The organism is Brevundimonas sp. (genome assembly GCF_036405315.1).
In the GTDB taxonomy this organism is placed as follows: domain Bacteria; phylum Pseudomonadota; class Alphaproteobacteria; order Caulobacterales; family Caulobacteraceae; genus Brevundimonas.
The window spans coordinates 1-16237 of sequence record NZ_DASWXW010000164.1 but is presented as its reverse complement, the minus strand read 5'-3'; the positions used below and the strand labels follow the sequence as shown (position 1 = coordinate 16237).

Sequence of the window (16237 nt, the reverse complement as noted above, 5' to 3'; positions counted from 1 at the left end):
CGACGAAGGCGTCGATGTCGGCGAACCAGCTCATGATGGCGCGGCCGCCGTTCGACGGCAGCTTGCGGCCCACCAGGTCGAGCGCCTGAATGCCGTTGGTGCCCTCGTAGATCATGGTGATGCGCGCATCGCGCAGATACTGCGAGGCGGGGAAGTGTTCGGTGTAGCCCGAGCCGCCGTGGACCTGCATGGCCAGCGAAGCGACGTGGAAGCCCTTGTCGGTCAGATAGGCTTTCAGCACGGGCGTGATCAGGCCCATGTAGTCCTTGGCCTTGGTCGCCGTGGCCTCGTCCGAGGACTTCTGCAAATCCGCTTGAAGCGCGGTCCACAGGATGAAGGCGCGGCCGCCTTCGACGAAGGCCTTGGACTCCAGCAGCATGCGGCGCACGTCGGGGTGGACCATGATGGGGTCGGCAGGGCCGTCCGGGTTCTTGGCGCCGGTCAGGGCGCGGCCCTGCAGGCGGTCGTTGGCGAACTCGACGGCGGCCTGATAGGCGGCGTCGCCGATGGCCAGGCCTTGCAGGCCGGTGCCGAGGCGGGCCTCGTTCATGACCACGAACATGTTGTTCATGCCCCGGCCTTCTTCGCCGATCAGCCAGCCCTTGGCGTTCTCATAGGCCATGACGCAGGTGGCGTTGCCGTGGATGCCCATCTTGTGTTCGAGGCCGGCGCACTGGACGCCGTTGCGCTCGCCCAGCGAACCGTCGGCATTGACCAGGAATTTCGGCACCACGAACAGGCTCAGGCCCTTGATGCCCGGAACCGCGCCTTCGACGCGGGCCAGCACCGTGTGGATGATGTTGTCGGCGAAGTCGTGCTCGCCCGCCGAGATCCAGATCTTCTGGCCGGTGATCGAATAGCTGCCGTCGCCGTTGGGCACGGCCTTGGTGCGGACCATGCCCAGGTCGGTGCCGCACTGCGGCTCGGTCAGGTTCATGGTGCCGGTCCATTCGCCGGTCGCCATCTTGGGCAGATAGGTCTGCTTCAGCTCGTCCGAGGCCGAGGCTTCGATGCCGTGATAGGCGCCCGCCGTCAGGCCCGGATACATCGAGAAGGCCGCCGAGGCCGCCGCCGTGAACTGGCCCACGGCCATCGACACGATCGAGGGCAGGCCCTGGCCGCCGTATTCCGTGCCGAAGGCCAGGCTGGTCCAGCCGGCCTCGACCATCTGGTGATAGGCTTCCTTCCAGCCCTTGGGCGTGGTGACGACGTCGCCTTCGATATGGCAGCCTTCCTGATCGCCCTGACGGTTGATCGGGGCGATGACCTCCTCGGCGAACTTGCCGCCTTCCTCGATGATCTGGTCGATCAGGTCGCGCGACAGGTCGGCGTCGGCGAAGTGGTTGGCGTAGCGTTCGACCTCCAGCACGTCGTGCAGGACGAAGGACAGGTCGCGGACAGGCGCCTTGTAGGCCATGATCAGGCTCTCGCTTTGAAGGGCTGGAAGTGGTTGTCGGGGTTGAGCCGTTCGCTCAGCAGGTTGGCGTATTCGTCCGCCCCCGGCAGAAGGTCGGGGCGGTGTTCGCCCAGCTTGGACTCCATCCAGGCGCAGGCTTCCTCGGCCGTCTGGATGGCGCCCTCGATGTCTTCGAGTTGCTGTTTCAGCGCCTCGACCTGGGCGCGGTGACGGCGCAGGGCCACGGCCATCTGATGAACGTTGTGATCCTTGCGGTCATACAGATCCAGCATCTCCTGGATCTCCTGCAGGGTGAAGCCGATGCGACGCCCCCTCAGGATCAGCTTGAGCCGGGCGCGGTCGCGCGCGTCATAGACCCGGGTCTGGCCCTTGCGGGCAGGGGTCAGGAGGCCCTTGTCCTCATAGAAGCGCAGGGCGCGCGCGGTGGCGCCGAACTCGCGGCACAGGTGCCGGATGGAATAGGTGCGGTGATCGTCAGCGGTCGCCATGCGTCATCCATAACTTGACGCGGACGTAAAGGGAAGCTTCTCGCTCGCTCCCTCGACAAGTTGTGAACGCGGCGGGAGGCCAAACGCAAATCGGCCGCGGAGAGCTTGCGCCCGCCGCGGCCGATCCGGGGAGGAAACTTGTCAGAGGATCAGTGGCGGCGGAACCACAGCACCGGCGCCGTGATGGCGATCAGGAGCAGGTTGGTCAGGGCCAGGCCGACGTCCAGGCTGAAGGCGTGAACGCCCAGCATGACGGTTTCGAGCGCCAACAGGCCCGCGGCGGCGGTCAGCAGCAGGGGGCGGCCGAAGCGCCAGGACACCAGGGGCGCCAGCACCATCAGGGCCAGGACGATCTCGGCGACGCCGAGGCCGCGCACGAAGCTGGCGCTGGCCATGGCGGGCCAGTTCATCAGCACGGTCAGGTTCTCCATCGACTCGGTCAGCTTGGCGTAGCCGGCGGCGATGAAGAACATCGCGATCCAGCCCTGAAGCGTCCACAGCGTCAGGTTCAGATAATCGGCTTTTGCGCGGGAGCGGGGGGTGAGGGTGGTGGAGGTCATGGCCGTAACCAGGGGGGTTGATTGGTAACAGTTGCTAGATCAGATTGCGAGGCTCCGTCGTCAAGGAACTGTAACAATCTGTGAAGCGGGGTAGGCGCGACCTGCGGCGGGGATGGGGCTGAAACCACAATTTCCCGTAATCCGACACTGATCGTCAAACGGCATTAGGCCGCGCGAAGCGGCCTGTCAACGTTTGATGACATCAATTGATGACTTAGAGCGCCCAGGCGCTTCGCGCGGCATCCAGCCGGGCCAGCTTGGCGTTCAGCGGCGCCCAGTCGTCGCCCTGTTCGATGGCGGACCACAGAGCCTCGACCTCGTCGATCAGCATCTCTTCGGGCTCGGCGGAGGCGAACATCGGGCGCTCCAGCCGCTCGGGGCGGTCCGGCTCATGCTCCAGCAGGGCGAAGCGGAAGGCGTCGAAGGTCTCGCCCTGATAGGTCTTTGCGCGCACCCCGCCGAGCGCCCGCGCGCCCGAACTGAAGCCGCCGAACCAGTCGAAGAAGAGCGGCTCCCAGCGCAAGGCCTCGCCGCCCTGGCGCAGCAGGGCCAGGGTGGTGTCCAGCAGCCGCTGATCCGCCGCCTCGCCCAGGCTCTTCACGCCTAGCCGGTTGAGGAAGGCGGCGCGCAGATGACGGATGTAGGCGGGACCGAAGCCGTTCAGCGCCTCGGTCAGGGCTGCGACCTGCGGCTCGCTGTCGGCGATCAGCTTCAGGCATCCGGCCAATTGGGTCAGGTTCCAGAACACGGCCTCGGGCTGGCGCGCGAAGGCGTAAAGGCCCGAGTTGTCGAAATAGGCGGCGGTGAAGCCGGGCTCGTAGTGGGGCAGGAAACGCCAGGGGCCGTAGTCGAAGCTCTCGCCCGTTACGTTCAGGTTGTCGGTGTTCAGAACCCCGTGGACGAAGCCGGCGGAAATCCACTTCGCCGTCAGCCGGGCCGAGACCTCGACCACGGCGGCCAGGAAGCCGGGCGCGTCGCCCGCCGCCACTGACGGATGATAGAGGCTGCGGGCGTGCTCCAGCAGGACCTCGATCTGATCCTTGCGCCCATAATAGGCGGCGCGCTGGAAGGTCCCGAAGCGGATGTGGCTGTGCGACAGCCGCACCATGACCGCCGAACGGGTGGGCGAGGGCTCGTCGTGACGCTCCAGCGCCTCGCCGGTCTCGATCAACGACAGGATGCGGCAGGTCGGCACGCCCAGGCTTTCCAGCATGGCGGCGGCCAGCACCTCGCGCACCCCGCCCTTCAGCGTCAGCCGCCCGTCAGCGTGGCGCGACCAAGGCGTCTGGCCGGAACCCTTGGTGCCGAGATCGAGCAGGCGAGCATTCTCGTTTTCCCTATCGCCTCCCTCGCGGAGGGAGGCTGCTTGAGGGGTTTCCCTCAACTGCGCGGCCAGGAAGCCGCGTCCGTCGCCGATCTCGGGATTATAGGTGCGGAACTGGTGGCCGTGATAGCGCATGGCCGCCGGCGCGGGCTGGCCGGGCAGTGGCTGGAACCGGCCGAAATGGGCGATCCATTCCTCATCCGTCAGCGTCTCCAGCCCCACGCTCGCCGCCGCGCGATCATTGCGCACGCGCAGGATCGTCTGAGGAAAGTCCGCCGCCTGCACCGGATCGGCGTAATCGGGGCCGAGGGCGATGAAGCGCGGGTCGGGGCGATAGGCGGGGGAGACGGGCATGAAGCGGCAGATGCGCGTTCACCGCCCGTTTCGCAACCGCGAAGGCAGGGTTGAACCTCGAGGCGGCTCGGGTATTTTCAACCGCAGAGATCAGGTCCCGCGTCGCCAGCGCGCGTCGGGGCCAGGCCGGCGCCGTCGCTCGACGCGCGAATCCGGTCCGGCGTCCGTCGATAACCTGACGCCACGACAGTCCTTTTGATTTCGGAGACCGCCGTGGCCAGAAAAAGCACGCTCGCCTTCCTCAAGACCGAAGCCGGCTCGGGCGCCGCCCTGGGCCTTGCCGCCGTGGCCGCTCTGATCGTGGCCAACTCGCCCTGGGCCGGCGACTACTTCGCCTGGCTGAAGAGCGTCCACGTGCTTCAGATCGGCCCGCTGCGGCTGGAAGAGACGATCTCGGGCTGGATCAAGGAAGGCCTGATGGCGGTCTTCTTCCTCGTGGTCGGGCTGGAGATCAAATACGAGATCCTCAAGGGCGAACTGAGCAATCCCAAGAAGCTGGCCCTGCCGATCATCGCCGCCGTGGGCGGGATGGCGGTTCCGGGGCTGGTCTATCTGGCCTTCGCCCAGATGTTGGGCGGGCCGGGGCAGGGCTGGCCTATTCCCCTGGCCACCGACATCGCCTTCGCCCTGGCCGTCTTTGCGGTGGTGGGCAAGAAGCTGCCGTCGTCGCTGCGGGTCTTCCTGCTGACCCTGGCCATCGTCGACGACCTGGGGGCCATCGCCCTGATCGCCGTCCTGTTCAGCCAGGGCGTGCAGTGGCCGCCGCTGCTGGGCGTGGTCGGCGTCCTGGCCGCCCTGGCCCTGATCGGCCGTCGTCGTCTGGCCGGGCCCTTCTGGGTGCTGGGCTTCGGCGCGGTCTGGTATCTGACGGTGCTTTCGGGCCTGTCGACCTCGCTGACGGCGGTGGCCTTCGCCGTGATCGTGCCGGTCGAGCCGCGCCGCGAGACCTCGCAAAGCCCGCTGAGGGAGGCGATGCACGACCTGCACCCCTACGTGGCCTTCCTGGTCCTGCCGCTGTTCGCCTTCGCCAAGGCGGGCGTCTCCTTCGCCGGTCTGTCGCTGGAGCAGGCCTTCGCCCCCCTGGTCGTCGCCATCGCCCTGGGTCTGTTCGTCGGCAAGCAGGTCGGCGTCTTCGGCGCCGCCTGGCTGGCCGCCAAGCTCAAGATCGGGGACAAGCCCTCGGGCGCCAGCTGGCTGCAGCTCTACGGCGTCAGCCTGCTGTGCGGCATCGGCTTCACCATGAGCCTGTTCATCGGCGTTCTGGCCTTCCCGGGCGCGGTGGACTCGCCCGAGCAGATCGAGGTCAAGCTGGGCGTGATCGGCGGATCCTTGCTGTCGGCGCTCGCCGCCGCCGTGATTCTGAACCTCGCGGCCCGGCGTCAGCAGCAAAGAGAAGACGCCTCATCTGCCAAAATCTTGCGGTGAACGCTGATAATATTGACCTTGCGTAATCGGTTTTTGTCGCTTTCTCGCCACACGTAGAGCGACCTTGGCTGAAATCGCCTTTCACAGCTTGGCGGCTTCTTGTCGCTGTCCCGACCCTGGCTTAACCCTATCAACGGAGAATTCACGCCGTTCAATGAGCGTGAATCGACAGGGACAGGAATCGCCACGGTCGCCGCGGGCGGCCGGGCCATAGAGCCGGGGAGCCGCTTATGCGTTTCAACAACATTCTTCGCAGCACTGCGTCGGCCGCCGTCGTCGGCGTCGTCGCCTTCGGCTTCGCCGGCGCCGCGTCGGCCCAGGAAGGCCCCACCACGGTCGACGACATCATCGTCACCGCCCAGAAACGCGAACAGAGCCTGCAGGACGTGCCGATCGTGGTCACGACCCTGTCGCAGGAGGCGCTGGACGGCGCCGGGGTGCGCGACATCAAGGATCTGCAGATCCTGACTCCGGGCATGACCGTGACCTCGACCCAGTCGGAAGCCTCGACCACGGCGCGCATCCGCGGCGTCGGCACGGTCGGCGACAACCCCGGCCTGGAAAGCTCGGTCGGCGTGGTCATCGACGGCGTCTATCGCTCGCGCAACGGCGTCGGCTTCGGCGACCTGGGCGAACTGAGCCGCATCGAGGTGCTGAAGGGTCCGCAGGGCACCCTGTTCGGCAAGAACACCTCGGCCGGCGTCATCAACATCATCACCGAAGCGCCGTCCTTCACCCCCGGCTTCAACGCCGAGGCGACCTACGGCAACTTCAGCGCCTGGGGCGTCGCCGGCTCGGTCACGGGCCCGATCACCGATCAGATCGCCGGCCGCCTCTATATGGCCAAGCGCGAGCGCGACGGCTTCTACGACGTGATCACCGGCGCCGGCCCGCGTCAGGAAAAGGACGATCAGAACCAGGACTTCTGGACCGCGCGCGGCCAACTGCTGATCCTGCCTTCGGATGATGTGTCGATCCGTCTGATCGCCGACTATTCCAAGCGCGACGAATACTGCTGCGTCTCGACCCAGATCCGCACCGGCCCGACCTATGCCGCCGTCGCCGCCGTCGGCGGTCAGCAGCAACCGCCGGCCGCCGGTTTCGGCCCTCTGCCCTTCTCGCGCACGGCCTACGCCAACCGCGGCACGGGCCAGAGCATGGAGGACATGGGCTTCTCGGCTGAGGCCAACATCGACATTCCGTCGTGGAACGCCACCGTCACCTCGATCAGCTCCTGGCGGAACTGGGAGGGGGTCAACGGCATGGACCTCGACTACACCACCGCCGACCTGCTCTATCGCAACAATGACGGCAACTACGGCTTCGAGCTGGAGAACCTGACCCAGGAGTTCCGCCTGGCCGGGACCACCGACCGCATGGACTGGCTGGTCGGCGCCTTCTTCACCAAGGAGGACATCAGCCGCGCCGACAGCTACTGGTACGGGGCCGGCTACACCCCCTTCCTGTCGCTGCTGCTCTCGTCGCAGCTGAACGCCGCCAACCCGGCCTTCCCGGTCAGCCCCAACGACATCGGCTGCTTCAGCCGTCCGGGCCAGTCGGCCGCCGGTCTGGCAGGCTGTCTGGCGACGGGCGGCATGGCGCCGTCGGGCCCGACCGCCGCGACCGGCCCGGGCTTCGGCGTCGGCGAGGGCGTGCGCGACCACTACAGCCAGAGCACGGAATCCTTCGCCTTCTTCACCAACAACACGGTCCGCTTGACCGACCAGCTCGATCTGACCCTGGGCCTGCGCTACACCCAGGATCACAAGCGCCTGCTGGCGATCCAGGACAATGTCGGCACGAACGGCGCGGCCTGCGGCGGCGCTCTGGCCAACGCCGCGGCCATCCAGGGCGTCTTCGGCGCTGCGACCGGCCCGCGCCTGATCGGCAACATCTGTCTGCCGTGGGCCAACCCGCTGTATGACAACCGCAAGCTGTCCGAAGAGAACACCGGCGGCGACTTCACCGGCACGATCAAGGCCAGCTATCGCTTCAACGACAGCGTCATGGCCTACGGCTCCTACGCCCACGGCTACAAGTCGTTCGGCTACAACCTGGACCGGGTCCAGACCGGCGTCACCCCGACCGCTTCGCTCTACTTCCCGGCGGAAACCGTCGACAGCTACGAGTTGGGCCTGAAGAACACCCTGTTCGACCGCACGGTCCTGTTGAACGTCACCTACTTCCATCAGACGTTCGAGGACTTCCAGCTCAACACCTTCCTGGGCACGGCCTTCGTGGTCGAATCCATTCCCGAGCTGAAGTCGCAAGGCTTCGACGCCGACTTCGTCTGGTTCACCCCGGTCGAGGGCCTGTCGTTCAACGGCGGCGTGACCTACACCGACACCAAGTACGGCGTCTTCACCGCCGCCGACATGACCAACCCCGGCAACTTCCCGCAGCTGTCGCTGCTGCCGGGCGCGCGGGCCTCGTTCGCGCCGGAATGGTCGGCCACGGGTTCGGTCGCCTTTGACCGCTCGATCGGCGCCGGCCTGAAGGTGGGCTTCAACCTGTCGGCCAAGTACACGACCGAGTTCAACACCGGGTCGGACTTGCTGCCCTACAAGATGCAGGACGCCATGACCCTGCTGAACGGCCGCGTCACCCTGGGCTCGGAAGACGACCGCTGGACCCTGGACCTGTGGGCCCAGAACCTGACCGACGAAGAGTACAAGCAGGTGGCCATCAACGCCCCGCTGCAAGGTTCGGCCTTCCAGTCGACGGTCCAGCCGAACGGCACCTACTACAACCCGGCCCTGGACACCCAGACCTACAACGCCTTCATGGGCCAGCCGCGCACCTACGGCGCGACCCTGCGCGTCAGATACTGATCGACCCTTCGCCTGAGGGCGGAGGCGAGGCGGCCCGGAGCGATCCGGGCCGCCTTTTTCTTTGGGCGGGGCGGCGCGCCGCCCGGCACCGCCGGCGCGGCCTGCGGTCGCGGCGCCCGGCCCTGAAACCAGCCCCTGAAACCGGCCCACGAAAAAACCCCCGGAGATCGCTCTCCGGGGGCTTTCTGTTTCCCGAGGACCCGGAGCCTAGTCGGCGTGGGCCGGGTCGTCCGCCAGTCGGCGCTGGCCGGCGAAGGCCTTGCCGATGCGGCGGCGGCCCCAGCCGGCGATGTCGTCGACGATGGTGAAGATGGCCGGGATGTAGAGCAGCGACAGGAAGGTCGAGGAGATCAGACCGCCCAGGACCGCGATGGCCATGGGCGAGCGGAACTCGACGTCCGCGCCCCAGCCGATGGCCACAGGCACCATGCCCGCGCCCATGGCGAAGGTGGTCATCAGGATCGGCCGCGCCCGCTTGTGGGCGGCGTCCAGAATGGCCTCCATCCGGGGCATTCCGCCCTTCTCGGCCATGATGACGTAGTCGACCAGCAGGATGGAGTTCTTGGCCGCGATGCCCATCAGCATCAGCACCCCGATCAGCGAGGAGATCGAGAAGCTGGAGCCGCCGATCTTCAGCGCCACGAAGGCGCCGCCGATGGCCAGGGGCAGGGCCGCCATGATGGTGATCGGATAGGCGAAGCTTTTGAACAGCAGCACCAGGACCGCGTACATCAGCAGGATGCCGGTGCCGAAGGCGATGGCGAAGCCGGTGATCATCTCCTGGATGAACTCGGCGTCGCCGGCCGGAACCTGGCGCACGCCCTCGGGCAGTTTCTGCACCGAAGGCAGCTTCTGCACCCGCTGGGCGGCGTCGCCGCTGCGGATGCCGTCCAGTTCGGCCGTGATCGAGGCGATGCGCGAGCGGTCTTGACGGCTGACCGTCGCGGGGCCGGCGCCGAACTCGATGTCGGCCACGGCGCTCAGCGGCACTGCGGCGCCCGAGGCGGTGGGCACGCGCAGGGTCTCCAGCACGTTCAGGTCCTGGCGGGCCTCCTCGGTCAGTTGCAGCCGGATCGGCACCTGGCGGTCGCCCAGGTTGTATTTCGGCAGGTTCTGATCGACGTCGCCCAGGGTGGCGACGCGCACCGCCTGGGAGATGGTGCCGGTCGAGACGCCGGCCAGGGCCGCCTCGTCGGGACGCGGCGTGACCAGGATTTCCGGACGCGCGATGGCGGCGGTGTTGACCACATTGGCCAGGCCGGGAACGCCCCGCATCTCGTCCTCGACCTTGCGCGCCGCCGCCGCCAGGGCGGTCGGATTGTCGCCCAGGATGGCGAAGGTGTAGCGGGTGCCGTCGCTGGGGCCGCCGCCCTGCTGGGCGATGCCGGCGCTGATGCGGGCGCCGGGGATGGTCTTCAGCTTGTCGACCATCTCGCGGGCGAATTCCTGCTGACTGACCTTGCGCTCGCCCTTCTTGACCATGTCGGCGTAGACATTGGCCTGATTGACCTCCTGGCCGCCGACGGCGGCGTAGACGGAGGTCACTTCGGGGCGGGCCTGAAGCTCGCGGGTCACGCGCTGCACCACGGCGTCGGTTTCGCGCAGGGTCGCGCCGGGCGGCAACTGGATCTGGAAGGCGGCGCGCGACTGATCGCCCGAGGGGCTGAACTCGAACGGCAGGGTCGGGACCAAGGCCCCAGAACCAATGAAGACGACCGCGCCCATGCCGAACACCTTCCATCGGTTGCCCAGGCACCAGCGCAGGGCGCGCAGATAGCCGGGCATCCACACGGGGTCCTTGTCCTCATGCTTGGTGTGCTTCAGCAGATAGGCCGCCATCAGGGGCGTCAGCGTCCGCGCCACGATCAGGGAGAAGGCCACCGACACGCAGGCCGCCAGGGCGAAGGCCTTGAAGAACTGGCCGATGATGCCGGGCATGAAGCCGACCGGGGCGAAGACGGCGATGATGGTCGAGGTGGTGGCCACGACCGCCAGGCCGATCTCGTCGGCGGCCTCCATCGAGGCGTCATAGGGCGTCTTTCCATCGCGCATGTGCCGCACGATGTTCTCGATCTCCACGATGGCGTCGTCGACCAGGATGCCGATGGTCAGCGACAGGGCCAGCAGCGTCACCACGTTCAGCGACTGGTCCATCGGGCCCAGGATGGCGAAGGTCGGGATCAGCGACATCGGCATGGCCGTCGCCGCGATCAGGGTCGCCCGCCAGTCGCGCAGGAAGATGAAGACCACGATGACCGCCAGCACGGCGCCCAGCAGCAGGGCCTCGATCGAGGCGATGTAGCTTTCCTCGATATACTGGACGCTGGACGTGACCTGCTCGATGGTCAGGTCGGGGTGGGCCTCGTCGATCTTGGCCACCTCGGCGCGGACCTTCTCGGCCACCTTGACCTCGCTGGCCTCGCGCGAGCGCAGGAAGTTGAAGGTCACGGCCTCCTGGCCGTTATAGCGGGCCAGACGACGCGGTTCGGTCCACTTGTCCTCGACCACGCCCAGGTCGCCCAGGCGCACGGTGCGGCCGCCGCCCAGCGGCACCAGGGTCTGGCGCAGCTGCTCGACCGAACCGGCCGAACCCAGGGTGCGGATGGCGCGCTCGGACCCGGCCACGGTGACGCGGCCGCCGGGCTGGTCGGAGTTGACGCTGGTCAGGGCCTGGCTGACCGCCGCCGCCGTGACGCCGTAGGCGGCCAGACGGTCGGGGTCCAGTTCGACCCGCATTTCGCGGTTCACGCCGCCCGAACGGTTGACCTCGCCCACGCCGCCCAGGGCCAGCAGGGCGCGGCTCATCTCATTGTCGATGAACCAGCTGATCTGCTCCGGCGTCATGGTCGGCGAGCGGACCACATAGGTGATCAGGGCGTCGCCGGTGATGTCGATGCGCTGGACCGTCGGCTCCTGCATGTCCTGGGGCAGGGTGGCGCGCACCCCGCTCATGGCGTTGCGCACGTCGTTGGTGGCGCGTTCGGTGTCGGTGCCCAGCTCGAACTCGATGGTGGTCGAGGAGACCCCGTCCGAGATGTTGGAATAGATGTGGCGCACGCCCGACAGGCCGGCGATCGAGTCCTCGATCGGGCGGGTGACTTGCACCTCCATCTCGCTCGGCGCGGCGCCCGGACGGGCGGCGGTGACGGCGACCAGTGGGAAGTCGATGTCGGGGTTGTTGTTGATCCGCATCCCCATGAAGCCGATCACGCCGCTGATCGTCAGCATGACGAACAGCAGGATGATGGGGATGGGGTTCTTGATGGCCCAGGAGGAGATCTGGTTCATGGCCGGCCCCTACTTCTTGGCCGGGGCGGCCGCGGCGACGGGCGTCGGGGGGGCCTGTGCGGTCGAGACCGTCACCTTGTCCCCGTCGTTCAGGAAGCCGGCGCCCTGAACCACGATGCGGACGCCGGGCTCGATCCCGCTGACCGAGGTCTGGTCGTCGCGGCGCGACAGCACCGTCACCGGGCGGAAATGCGCCGCCGACTGGGCGTCCAGCACGAAGACGCCGGACTTGTTGTTGCGATAGAGGACGGCCCCGGTCGGCACCACGGTCGCGGGCTGGGCGCCGGCGTCGATCGCCGCGCGGGCGAACATCCCCGTTTTCAGGCCGCTGCCGGGCGACAGGGTGATGCGGGCCAGACCCAGGCGGGTCTGGGCGTCGACCTCGGGCGTGACGATGCGGACCGTGCCGCTGGTGGCCACGCCCTCGTTGGAGGTGACGGTCGCCGTCTGTCCCGCGCGGATGGCGGGCAGGTCGGTTTCCGGCACCTGGGCGTCCAGCTCAAGCCGGCCGTCGCGGACCATGCGGAACAGCTCGGTTCCGGAGGCGACGATCTGACCCTTGGTGACGCTGCGGCTGATGATCTGACCCGAGACGGGGGCCTTGATCTCGCTCTGGGCCAGTCGGGTGCGGGTTTCGGACAGCGAGGCGCGGGCCGAGGCCAGGTTGGCCTGAGAGGCGCGTTGATCCGCCAGGGCGAAATCCAGCGAAGCCTGGCTGAGGAAGCCGCGGGTCTTCAGTTCCTGGGCGCGAGCCAGGGCGGCGTCGTCGCGGGCGGCGTTGGCCTCGGCGGTCTGAACCGCCGCCTGCTGCTGGCGCAGCTGGGCCTGCAACAGGGCGTCGTTCAGCTTCACCAGAACCTGGCCCTGACGGACGTAGGCGCCTTCATCGACATAGACGCCGACAGCCGTCAGGCCGCCGGTTTCGGCGCCGACCGGCACCTCTTCCCAGGCCGAGACCGTGCCCGAGGCGACGATGACGCGCGGCAGGGCGACCGAGGTCGCGGTCGCCACGCTGACGGTCTGACGCGAGGCTCCGGCGGGCTTGTCGCCGGCCTTTTTCTTGTCGTCGCCGTGCCCGCCGCAGGCGGACAGGGTCAGAGCCGCGGCCGCAGCCAGCAACAGGGCCGGAGCGGCGCCCGGAATACGAAGGGTGTTCGCCACGTGCGAGGATCCTTGAAGGGTCGGTGCAGGGAGGGCGCGAACCTTCAGTCCGGCGCCGGACGCGAGTTTGACAGCTCCGCTTCATAGCGTTCAGCGAGCCGTTCTCAAACCTCGCACACCACCATTACCGCGAAGTAATCCCCGACGGGGCGTCGCCGTCAGGGGCGGTCACGTTCCGGCAGGGCCGCGACCTCGGCGTCGCTCAGACGCTTGACGATGCGGGCGCGGCAAGGCGTGACCGGGGGCGTCGCGCCCGACGGGACGAGCTGGGTCCAGTCGCCGGTGCACAGGCGGTTCAACCCGCCCTGCGGCAGGAAGGCCACGCCCATGGCGTCGTCCAGATCGCGACAATAGCCGGCCGTCTCCAGCTGAAACACCGCCTTGCCCGATCCGCGAATATAGATGTTCTGGTCCCGCACGCGGAAGCTCTGGATCTGGTTCTGGAAGAGGCACTGGCGTTCGGGGGCGAGCGACGTCGTGCGGTCGGGCGCCGTGGTCGGGGCGCATCCGGCCAGGGCGACGACGCCGGCGGCGGCGACCAGAAGGGCGGGGGCAAGCCGCGACATGGGGAGACTCCGTGAAAGCGTTGCGGCCGTCATACAGGCGCGATGATGAACCTTGGCTGTCTAAGCGCCCGACCCGCCGTCAGGTTGCCGGCGTGATCCTAGGGGCGGTCGCGATCCGGCAGGGCGGCGACCTCGGCCGCGGTCAGGCGTTTGACGACCCGCACGCGGCAGGGCGCCGGGGACGGCGACGACGTGATCGTGGTCCAGTCGCCGACGCAGACCCTGGAGACCTGGTCGACGACAGCCAGCCTCATGGCTTCGTTCAGCCCGTTGCAGTCGCCCGCCGGCTGCAGCTCGAACACGGCGTTGCTTGTCCCCCGCACGAAGACGGTTCGATCCGCGGCGCGCACGCGGAAACTCTGAACGTCGTCGGGGAACATGCATTGGCGTTCGGGCGTCGCCGCGGCGATCTGATCGGTCGAGGTCGGCGCGCACCCGGCCAGCAGGACGGCGGCGATCACCAGAAGGGAGGGCGTGAAACGCGACATGATGATGCTCCGCTCAAGGTTGAGATATCACCGTAACGCAATGGCGGAGGTTGCAAAGGTCTTTGCGCGCAACCGGCTCGCCGGCGATGTCAGCCGTCCGTGAAGCGCGCCGGCGACAGGCGCTGTCGCGCGGCGCGAGGCAGGGGCGCCGGCCGGTTCAGGATCTGCGCCGCCAGATCCTCGGCCAGCAGGGGGGCGACGCAAAAGCCGCGCGAGCCGAGGCCGGTCAGGGCGTAGAGGCCGGAGGAGGCGAGGCCGCCGCACAGGGGCAGACGGTCGGGCGTGGTGGCGCGCACCGCCTTGCGGCTTTGACTCGGGCCGGCGGCCTCCGTTCGCGCGGCCAGAGCCGGCAGGGCGGCGGCCAGGGTCGCGAGATTGCGCGCCGAGGCTTCTGCGGTCGGCGCGAGATCGGTCTGGCCCCGGTCGTGGGTGGCGCCGAACAGCAGGCCGGTCCCGGTCGGCACGGCGTAACCGCCCCAGGCGACGGGCGGCGTGACCGGGCCCTCGACCCAGTCGGCCTGACCGGCGACGGGGGCGAGCGGCAGGTCGGGCCTCGTGTCGCCCTTCAGGGCGGCGGTTCCCCATCCGGCGGCCAGGACCACGGCGTCGGCTTCGACGATGACCGCTCCATCGGCGTCGATCAGGCGCCAGCCGTCGCCTTGCGGCAGGAGGGCGGCGACGCGGGCGGTCCGGCGTTCGGCGCCCGCGAGCCAGGGCTCCAGCACCGCCGACGGCCGCAGGGCCATCGCGCCCTGCATCAGCAGGCCGCCGGACGGCGCGGCCTCGCCCAGGCGGTCGGAGGCGGCCTCGGCGTCCATGCGCGTCATGGCCTCGACGGGCCAGAGGTCCTGGGCGGCGATCTTGTCGAAGCGCGCGGCGTCGCGCGGGGCCTGCTCCAGCTGCAGCACGCCCTCGGCGATCACGGCGCCGGGCAGGGCGCTGTAGAGGGCGCGGGCGCGCTCCAGGGCCTGGGCGTGGAAGCCGGCGATCAGGGCGTCGCCGGCGTCGAGGCGGGGTGTGACCAGGGCGGCGGGAAAGCCCGAGCCGCCCGCGCCGGGGCGCTCGGGCTCGATGACGGTGACGCGGGCGCCCCCGGCGATCAGGGCGCGCGCGACCGAGGCCCCGGCGATTCCGGCGCCGACCACGGCTACATGCCGCGGCGGAACGGGCGAGGGCGGCGGCGAGGGCAGATGCGCCTCAAGCCGTTCGCGCTTGCGGCCGTGGCCGGGCTTCTTCTCGACGATGAAGCCGTGGTCGGCGAGGCCGCGTCGCACAGCCCCCGCGACGGTGAAAGTGGCGACCCGCGCGCCGGGCGCGGAGCGGGCGGCGATCAGGGCCATGATCTCGGGCGACCACATCCCCGGGTTCAGGGCGGGCGAGAAGCCGTCCAGGAACCAGGCGTCGGCCGGGCCGGACCATTGCTCCAGCGCCCACTCGGCGTCGCCGACGGCCAGGTCGATGGCGGCGTTCCATTGCGGCAGGTCGAGACGGTGGAAGCCGGGCGCGCCTTGCGGCCAGACGGCGAGGACGGCGGCGGCGGTTTCGGCCAGTTCCGGCCAGGCGGAAAGCGCCCGGGCGGCCTCGTCGCGGGTCAGGGGGAAGCCTTCGATGGAGAAGACGTGCAGGCGGCCCCCGTCCTTCTGGTGCGCGGGGCGGGCCCGGCGCCACAGGTCCAGCAGGGCCACGATGTTCAACCCGGTGCCGAAGCCCAGCTCGGCGACGGTGAAGGCCGCACGGTCGGCCCAGGCCTGAGGCAGGCCGCAACCGTCAAGAAAGACGGCGCGGGTTTCGGCCAGGCCGTCGTCCTTGGAGAAGTAGACGTCGCCGAAACGGCCGGAGCGCGGCGAGCCGTCCTCGGCCCAGACCAGCTGAGGGGAAGCGTCGTCGGGGGACTGTTCGCGCGGGTCGTCGATCATGGCCGGGCTTTAGCCGTCGGGCGTCCGGCTGGATAGCGGGCACGAAAAAAGGGGCCGCCCGAAGGCGACCCCTTTCCGCATCGCGAACCGAAGTCCGCGATCCAAGACATTAAGTCTTAGTGAGCGGCGGCCGGAGCAGCAGCAGCCGGAGCAGCGGCGGCCGGAGCAGCAGCGGCGTCGGCAGCAGCCGGAGCAGCGGCGGCAGCAGCGTCGGTGGCGGCGCCAGCAGCGGCGGCAGCGGCGTCACCAGCGGCGTCAGCAGCGGTGGCGGCGGTGTCGGCAGCAGCCTGGGCGGCGTCAGCCGAAGCGGCGTCGCCGGTAGCGGCAGCGGCGTCAGCGGCAGCGGCGGCTTCGCCGGCAGCAGCGGTGGCGTCGGCAGCGGCGTCGGCAGCCTGCTCCTGGTTGCCGCAAGCGGTCAG

12 protein-coding genes are annotated in these 16237 nt (G+C 68.9%); 2 read left to right on the top strand and 10 right to left on the bottom strand.

Going from position 1 to position 16237, the window contains the following annotated elements; all coding sequences use genetic code 11:
* From VGE49_RS10400 to VGE49_RS10385, 4 genes are all read right to left on the bottom strand, one after another.
* Positions 1-1417: acyl-CoA dehydrogenase family protein (locus VGE49_RS10400; protein ID WP_331034485.1), on the bottom strand; the 1417-nt coding region annotated here is incomplete at its 3' end.
* Between the two features lie 2 nt (positions 1418-1419).
* Positions 1420-1905, bottom strand: a complete 486-nt coding sequence (locus tag VGE49_RS10395; RefSeq protein ID WP_105562635.1) for a MerR family transcriptional regulator — start codon at positions 1903-1905, stop codon at positions 1420-1422.
* A gap of 149 nt (positions 1906-2054) precedes the next feature.
* Positions 2055-2465, bottom strand: a complete 411-nt coding sequence (locus tag VGE49_RS10390) for a DoxX family protein (protein ID WP_331034484.1) — start codon at positions 2463-2465, stop codon at positions 2055-2057.
* Positions 2466-2679: 214 nt separating this feature from the next.
* The gene (locus tag VGE49_RS10385; protein WP_331034483.1) at positions 2680-4143 is read right to left on the bottom strand and encodes a protein adenylyltransferase SelO family protein; all 1464 of its coding nucleotides are present in this window, start codon (positions 4141-4143) and stop codon (positions 2680-2682) included.
* 213 nt (positions 4144-4356) lie between these two features.
* Here VGE49_RS10385 and nhaA point away from each other — a divergent pair, with 213 nt between their 5' ends.
* Both nhaA and VGE49_RS10375 read left to right on the top strand, forming a co-directional pair.
* A complete protein-coding gene (gene nhaA, locus VGE49_RS10380) occupies positions 4357-5568 on the top strand; it encodes a Na+/H+ antiporter NhaA (protein WP_331034482.1) in 1212 nt (403 codons plus the stop codon).
* Positions 5569-5798: 230 nt separating this feature from the next.
* Entirely contained in the window at positions 5799-8399 is a 2601-nt protein-coding gene (locus tag VGE49_RS10375) for a TonB-dependent receptor (RefSeq protein WP_331034481.1), read from the top strand.
* Between the two features lie 207 nt (positions 8400-8606).
* On the opposite strand, the gene VGE49_RS10370 is transcribed toward VGE49_RS10375, so the two are convergent.
* The 6 genes from VGE49_RS10370 to VGE49_RS10345 form a co-directional block, all read right to left on the bottom strand.
* Positions 8607-11687 (bottom strand): efflux RND transporter permease subunit, encoded by a 3081-nt coding sequence (locus tag VGE49_RS10370; RefSeq protein ID WP_331034480.1) that lies wholly within the window; start codon positions 11685-11687, stop codon positions 8607-8609.
* A gap of 9 nt (positions 11688-11696) precedes the next feature.
* On the bottom strand, positions 11697-12848 hold the full coding sequence (locus VGE49_RS10365; protein WP_331034479.1) for an efflux RND transporter periplasmic adaptor subunit: 1152 nt from the start codon (positions 12846-12848) through the stop codon (positions 11697-11699).
* 158 nt (positions 12849-13006) lie between these two features.
* Positions 13007-13414 (bottom strand): DUF6491 family protein, encoded by a 408-nt coding sequence (locus VGE49_RS10360; RefSeq protein WP_331034478.1) that lies wholly within the window; start codon positions 13412-13414, stop codon positions 13007-13009.
* A 98-nt stretch (positions 13415-13512) separates the two neighbouring features.
* A complete protein-coding gene (locus VGE49_RS10355; RefSeq protein WP_331034477.1) occupies positions 13513-13902 on the bottom strand; it encodes a DUF6491 family protein in 390 nt (129 codons plus the stop codon).
* A gap of 89 nt (positions 13903-13991) precedes the next feature.
* A complete protein-coding gene (gene mnmC / locus VGE49_RS10350; protein WP_331034476.1) occupies positions 13992-15818 on the bottom strand; it encodes a bifunctional tRNA (5-methylaminomethyl-2-thiouridine)(34)-methyltransferase MnmC2/FAD-dependent 5-carboxymethylaminomethyl-2-thiouridine(34) oxidoreductase MnmC1 in 1827 nt (608 codons plus the stop codon).
* Between the two features lie 116 nt (positions 15819-15934).
* Positions 15935-16237: hypothetical protein (locus tag VGE49_RS10345; RefSeq protein WP_331034475.1), on the bottom strand; the 303-nt coding region annotated here is incomplete at its 5' end.

Excerpts from the sequence above, each read along its gene's own strand:
- VGE49_RS10390 (WP_331034484.1), bottom strand. The coding sequence starts at position 2,465 with ATGACCTCCACCACCCTCACCCCCCGCTCCCGCGCAAAAGCCGATTAT.
- VGE49_RS10370 (WP_331034480.1), bottom strand. The coding sequence starts at position 11,687 with ATGAACCAGATCTCCTCCTGGGCCATCAAGAACCCCATCCCCATCATC.
- VGE49_RS10355 (WP_331034477.1), bottom strand. The coding sequence starts at position 13,902 with ATGTCGCGTTTCACGCCCTCCCTTCTGGTGATCGCCGCCGTCCTGCTG.
- VGE49_RS10395 (WP_105562635.1), bottom strand. The coding sequence starts at position 1,905 with ATGGCGACCGCTGACGATCACCGCACCTATTCCATCCGGCACCTGTGC.
- VGE49_RS10385 (WP_331034483.1), bottom strand. The coding sequence starts at position 4,143 with ATGCCCGTCTCCCCCGCCTATCGCCCCGACCCGCGCTTCATCGCCCTC.
- VGE49_RS10360 (WP_331034478.1), bottom strand. The coding sequence starts at position 13,414 with ATGTCGCGGCTTGCCCCCGCCCTTCTGGTCGCCGCCGCCGGCGTCGTC.
- VGE49_RS10375 (WP_331034481.1), top strand. The coding sequence starts at position 5,799 with ATGCGTTTCAACAACATTCTTCGCAGCACTGCGTCGGCCGCCGTCGTC.
- mnmC (WP_331034476.1), bottom strand. The coding sequence starts at position 15,818 with ATGATCGACGACCCGCGCGAACAGTCCCCCGACGACGCTTCCCCTCAG.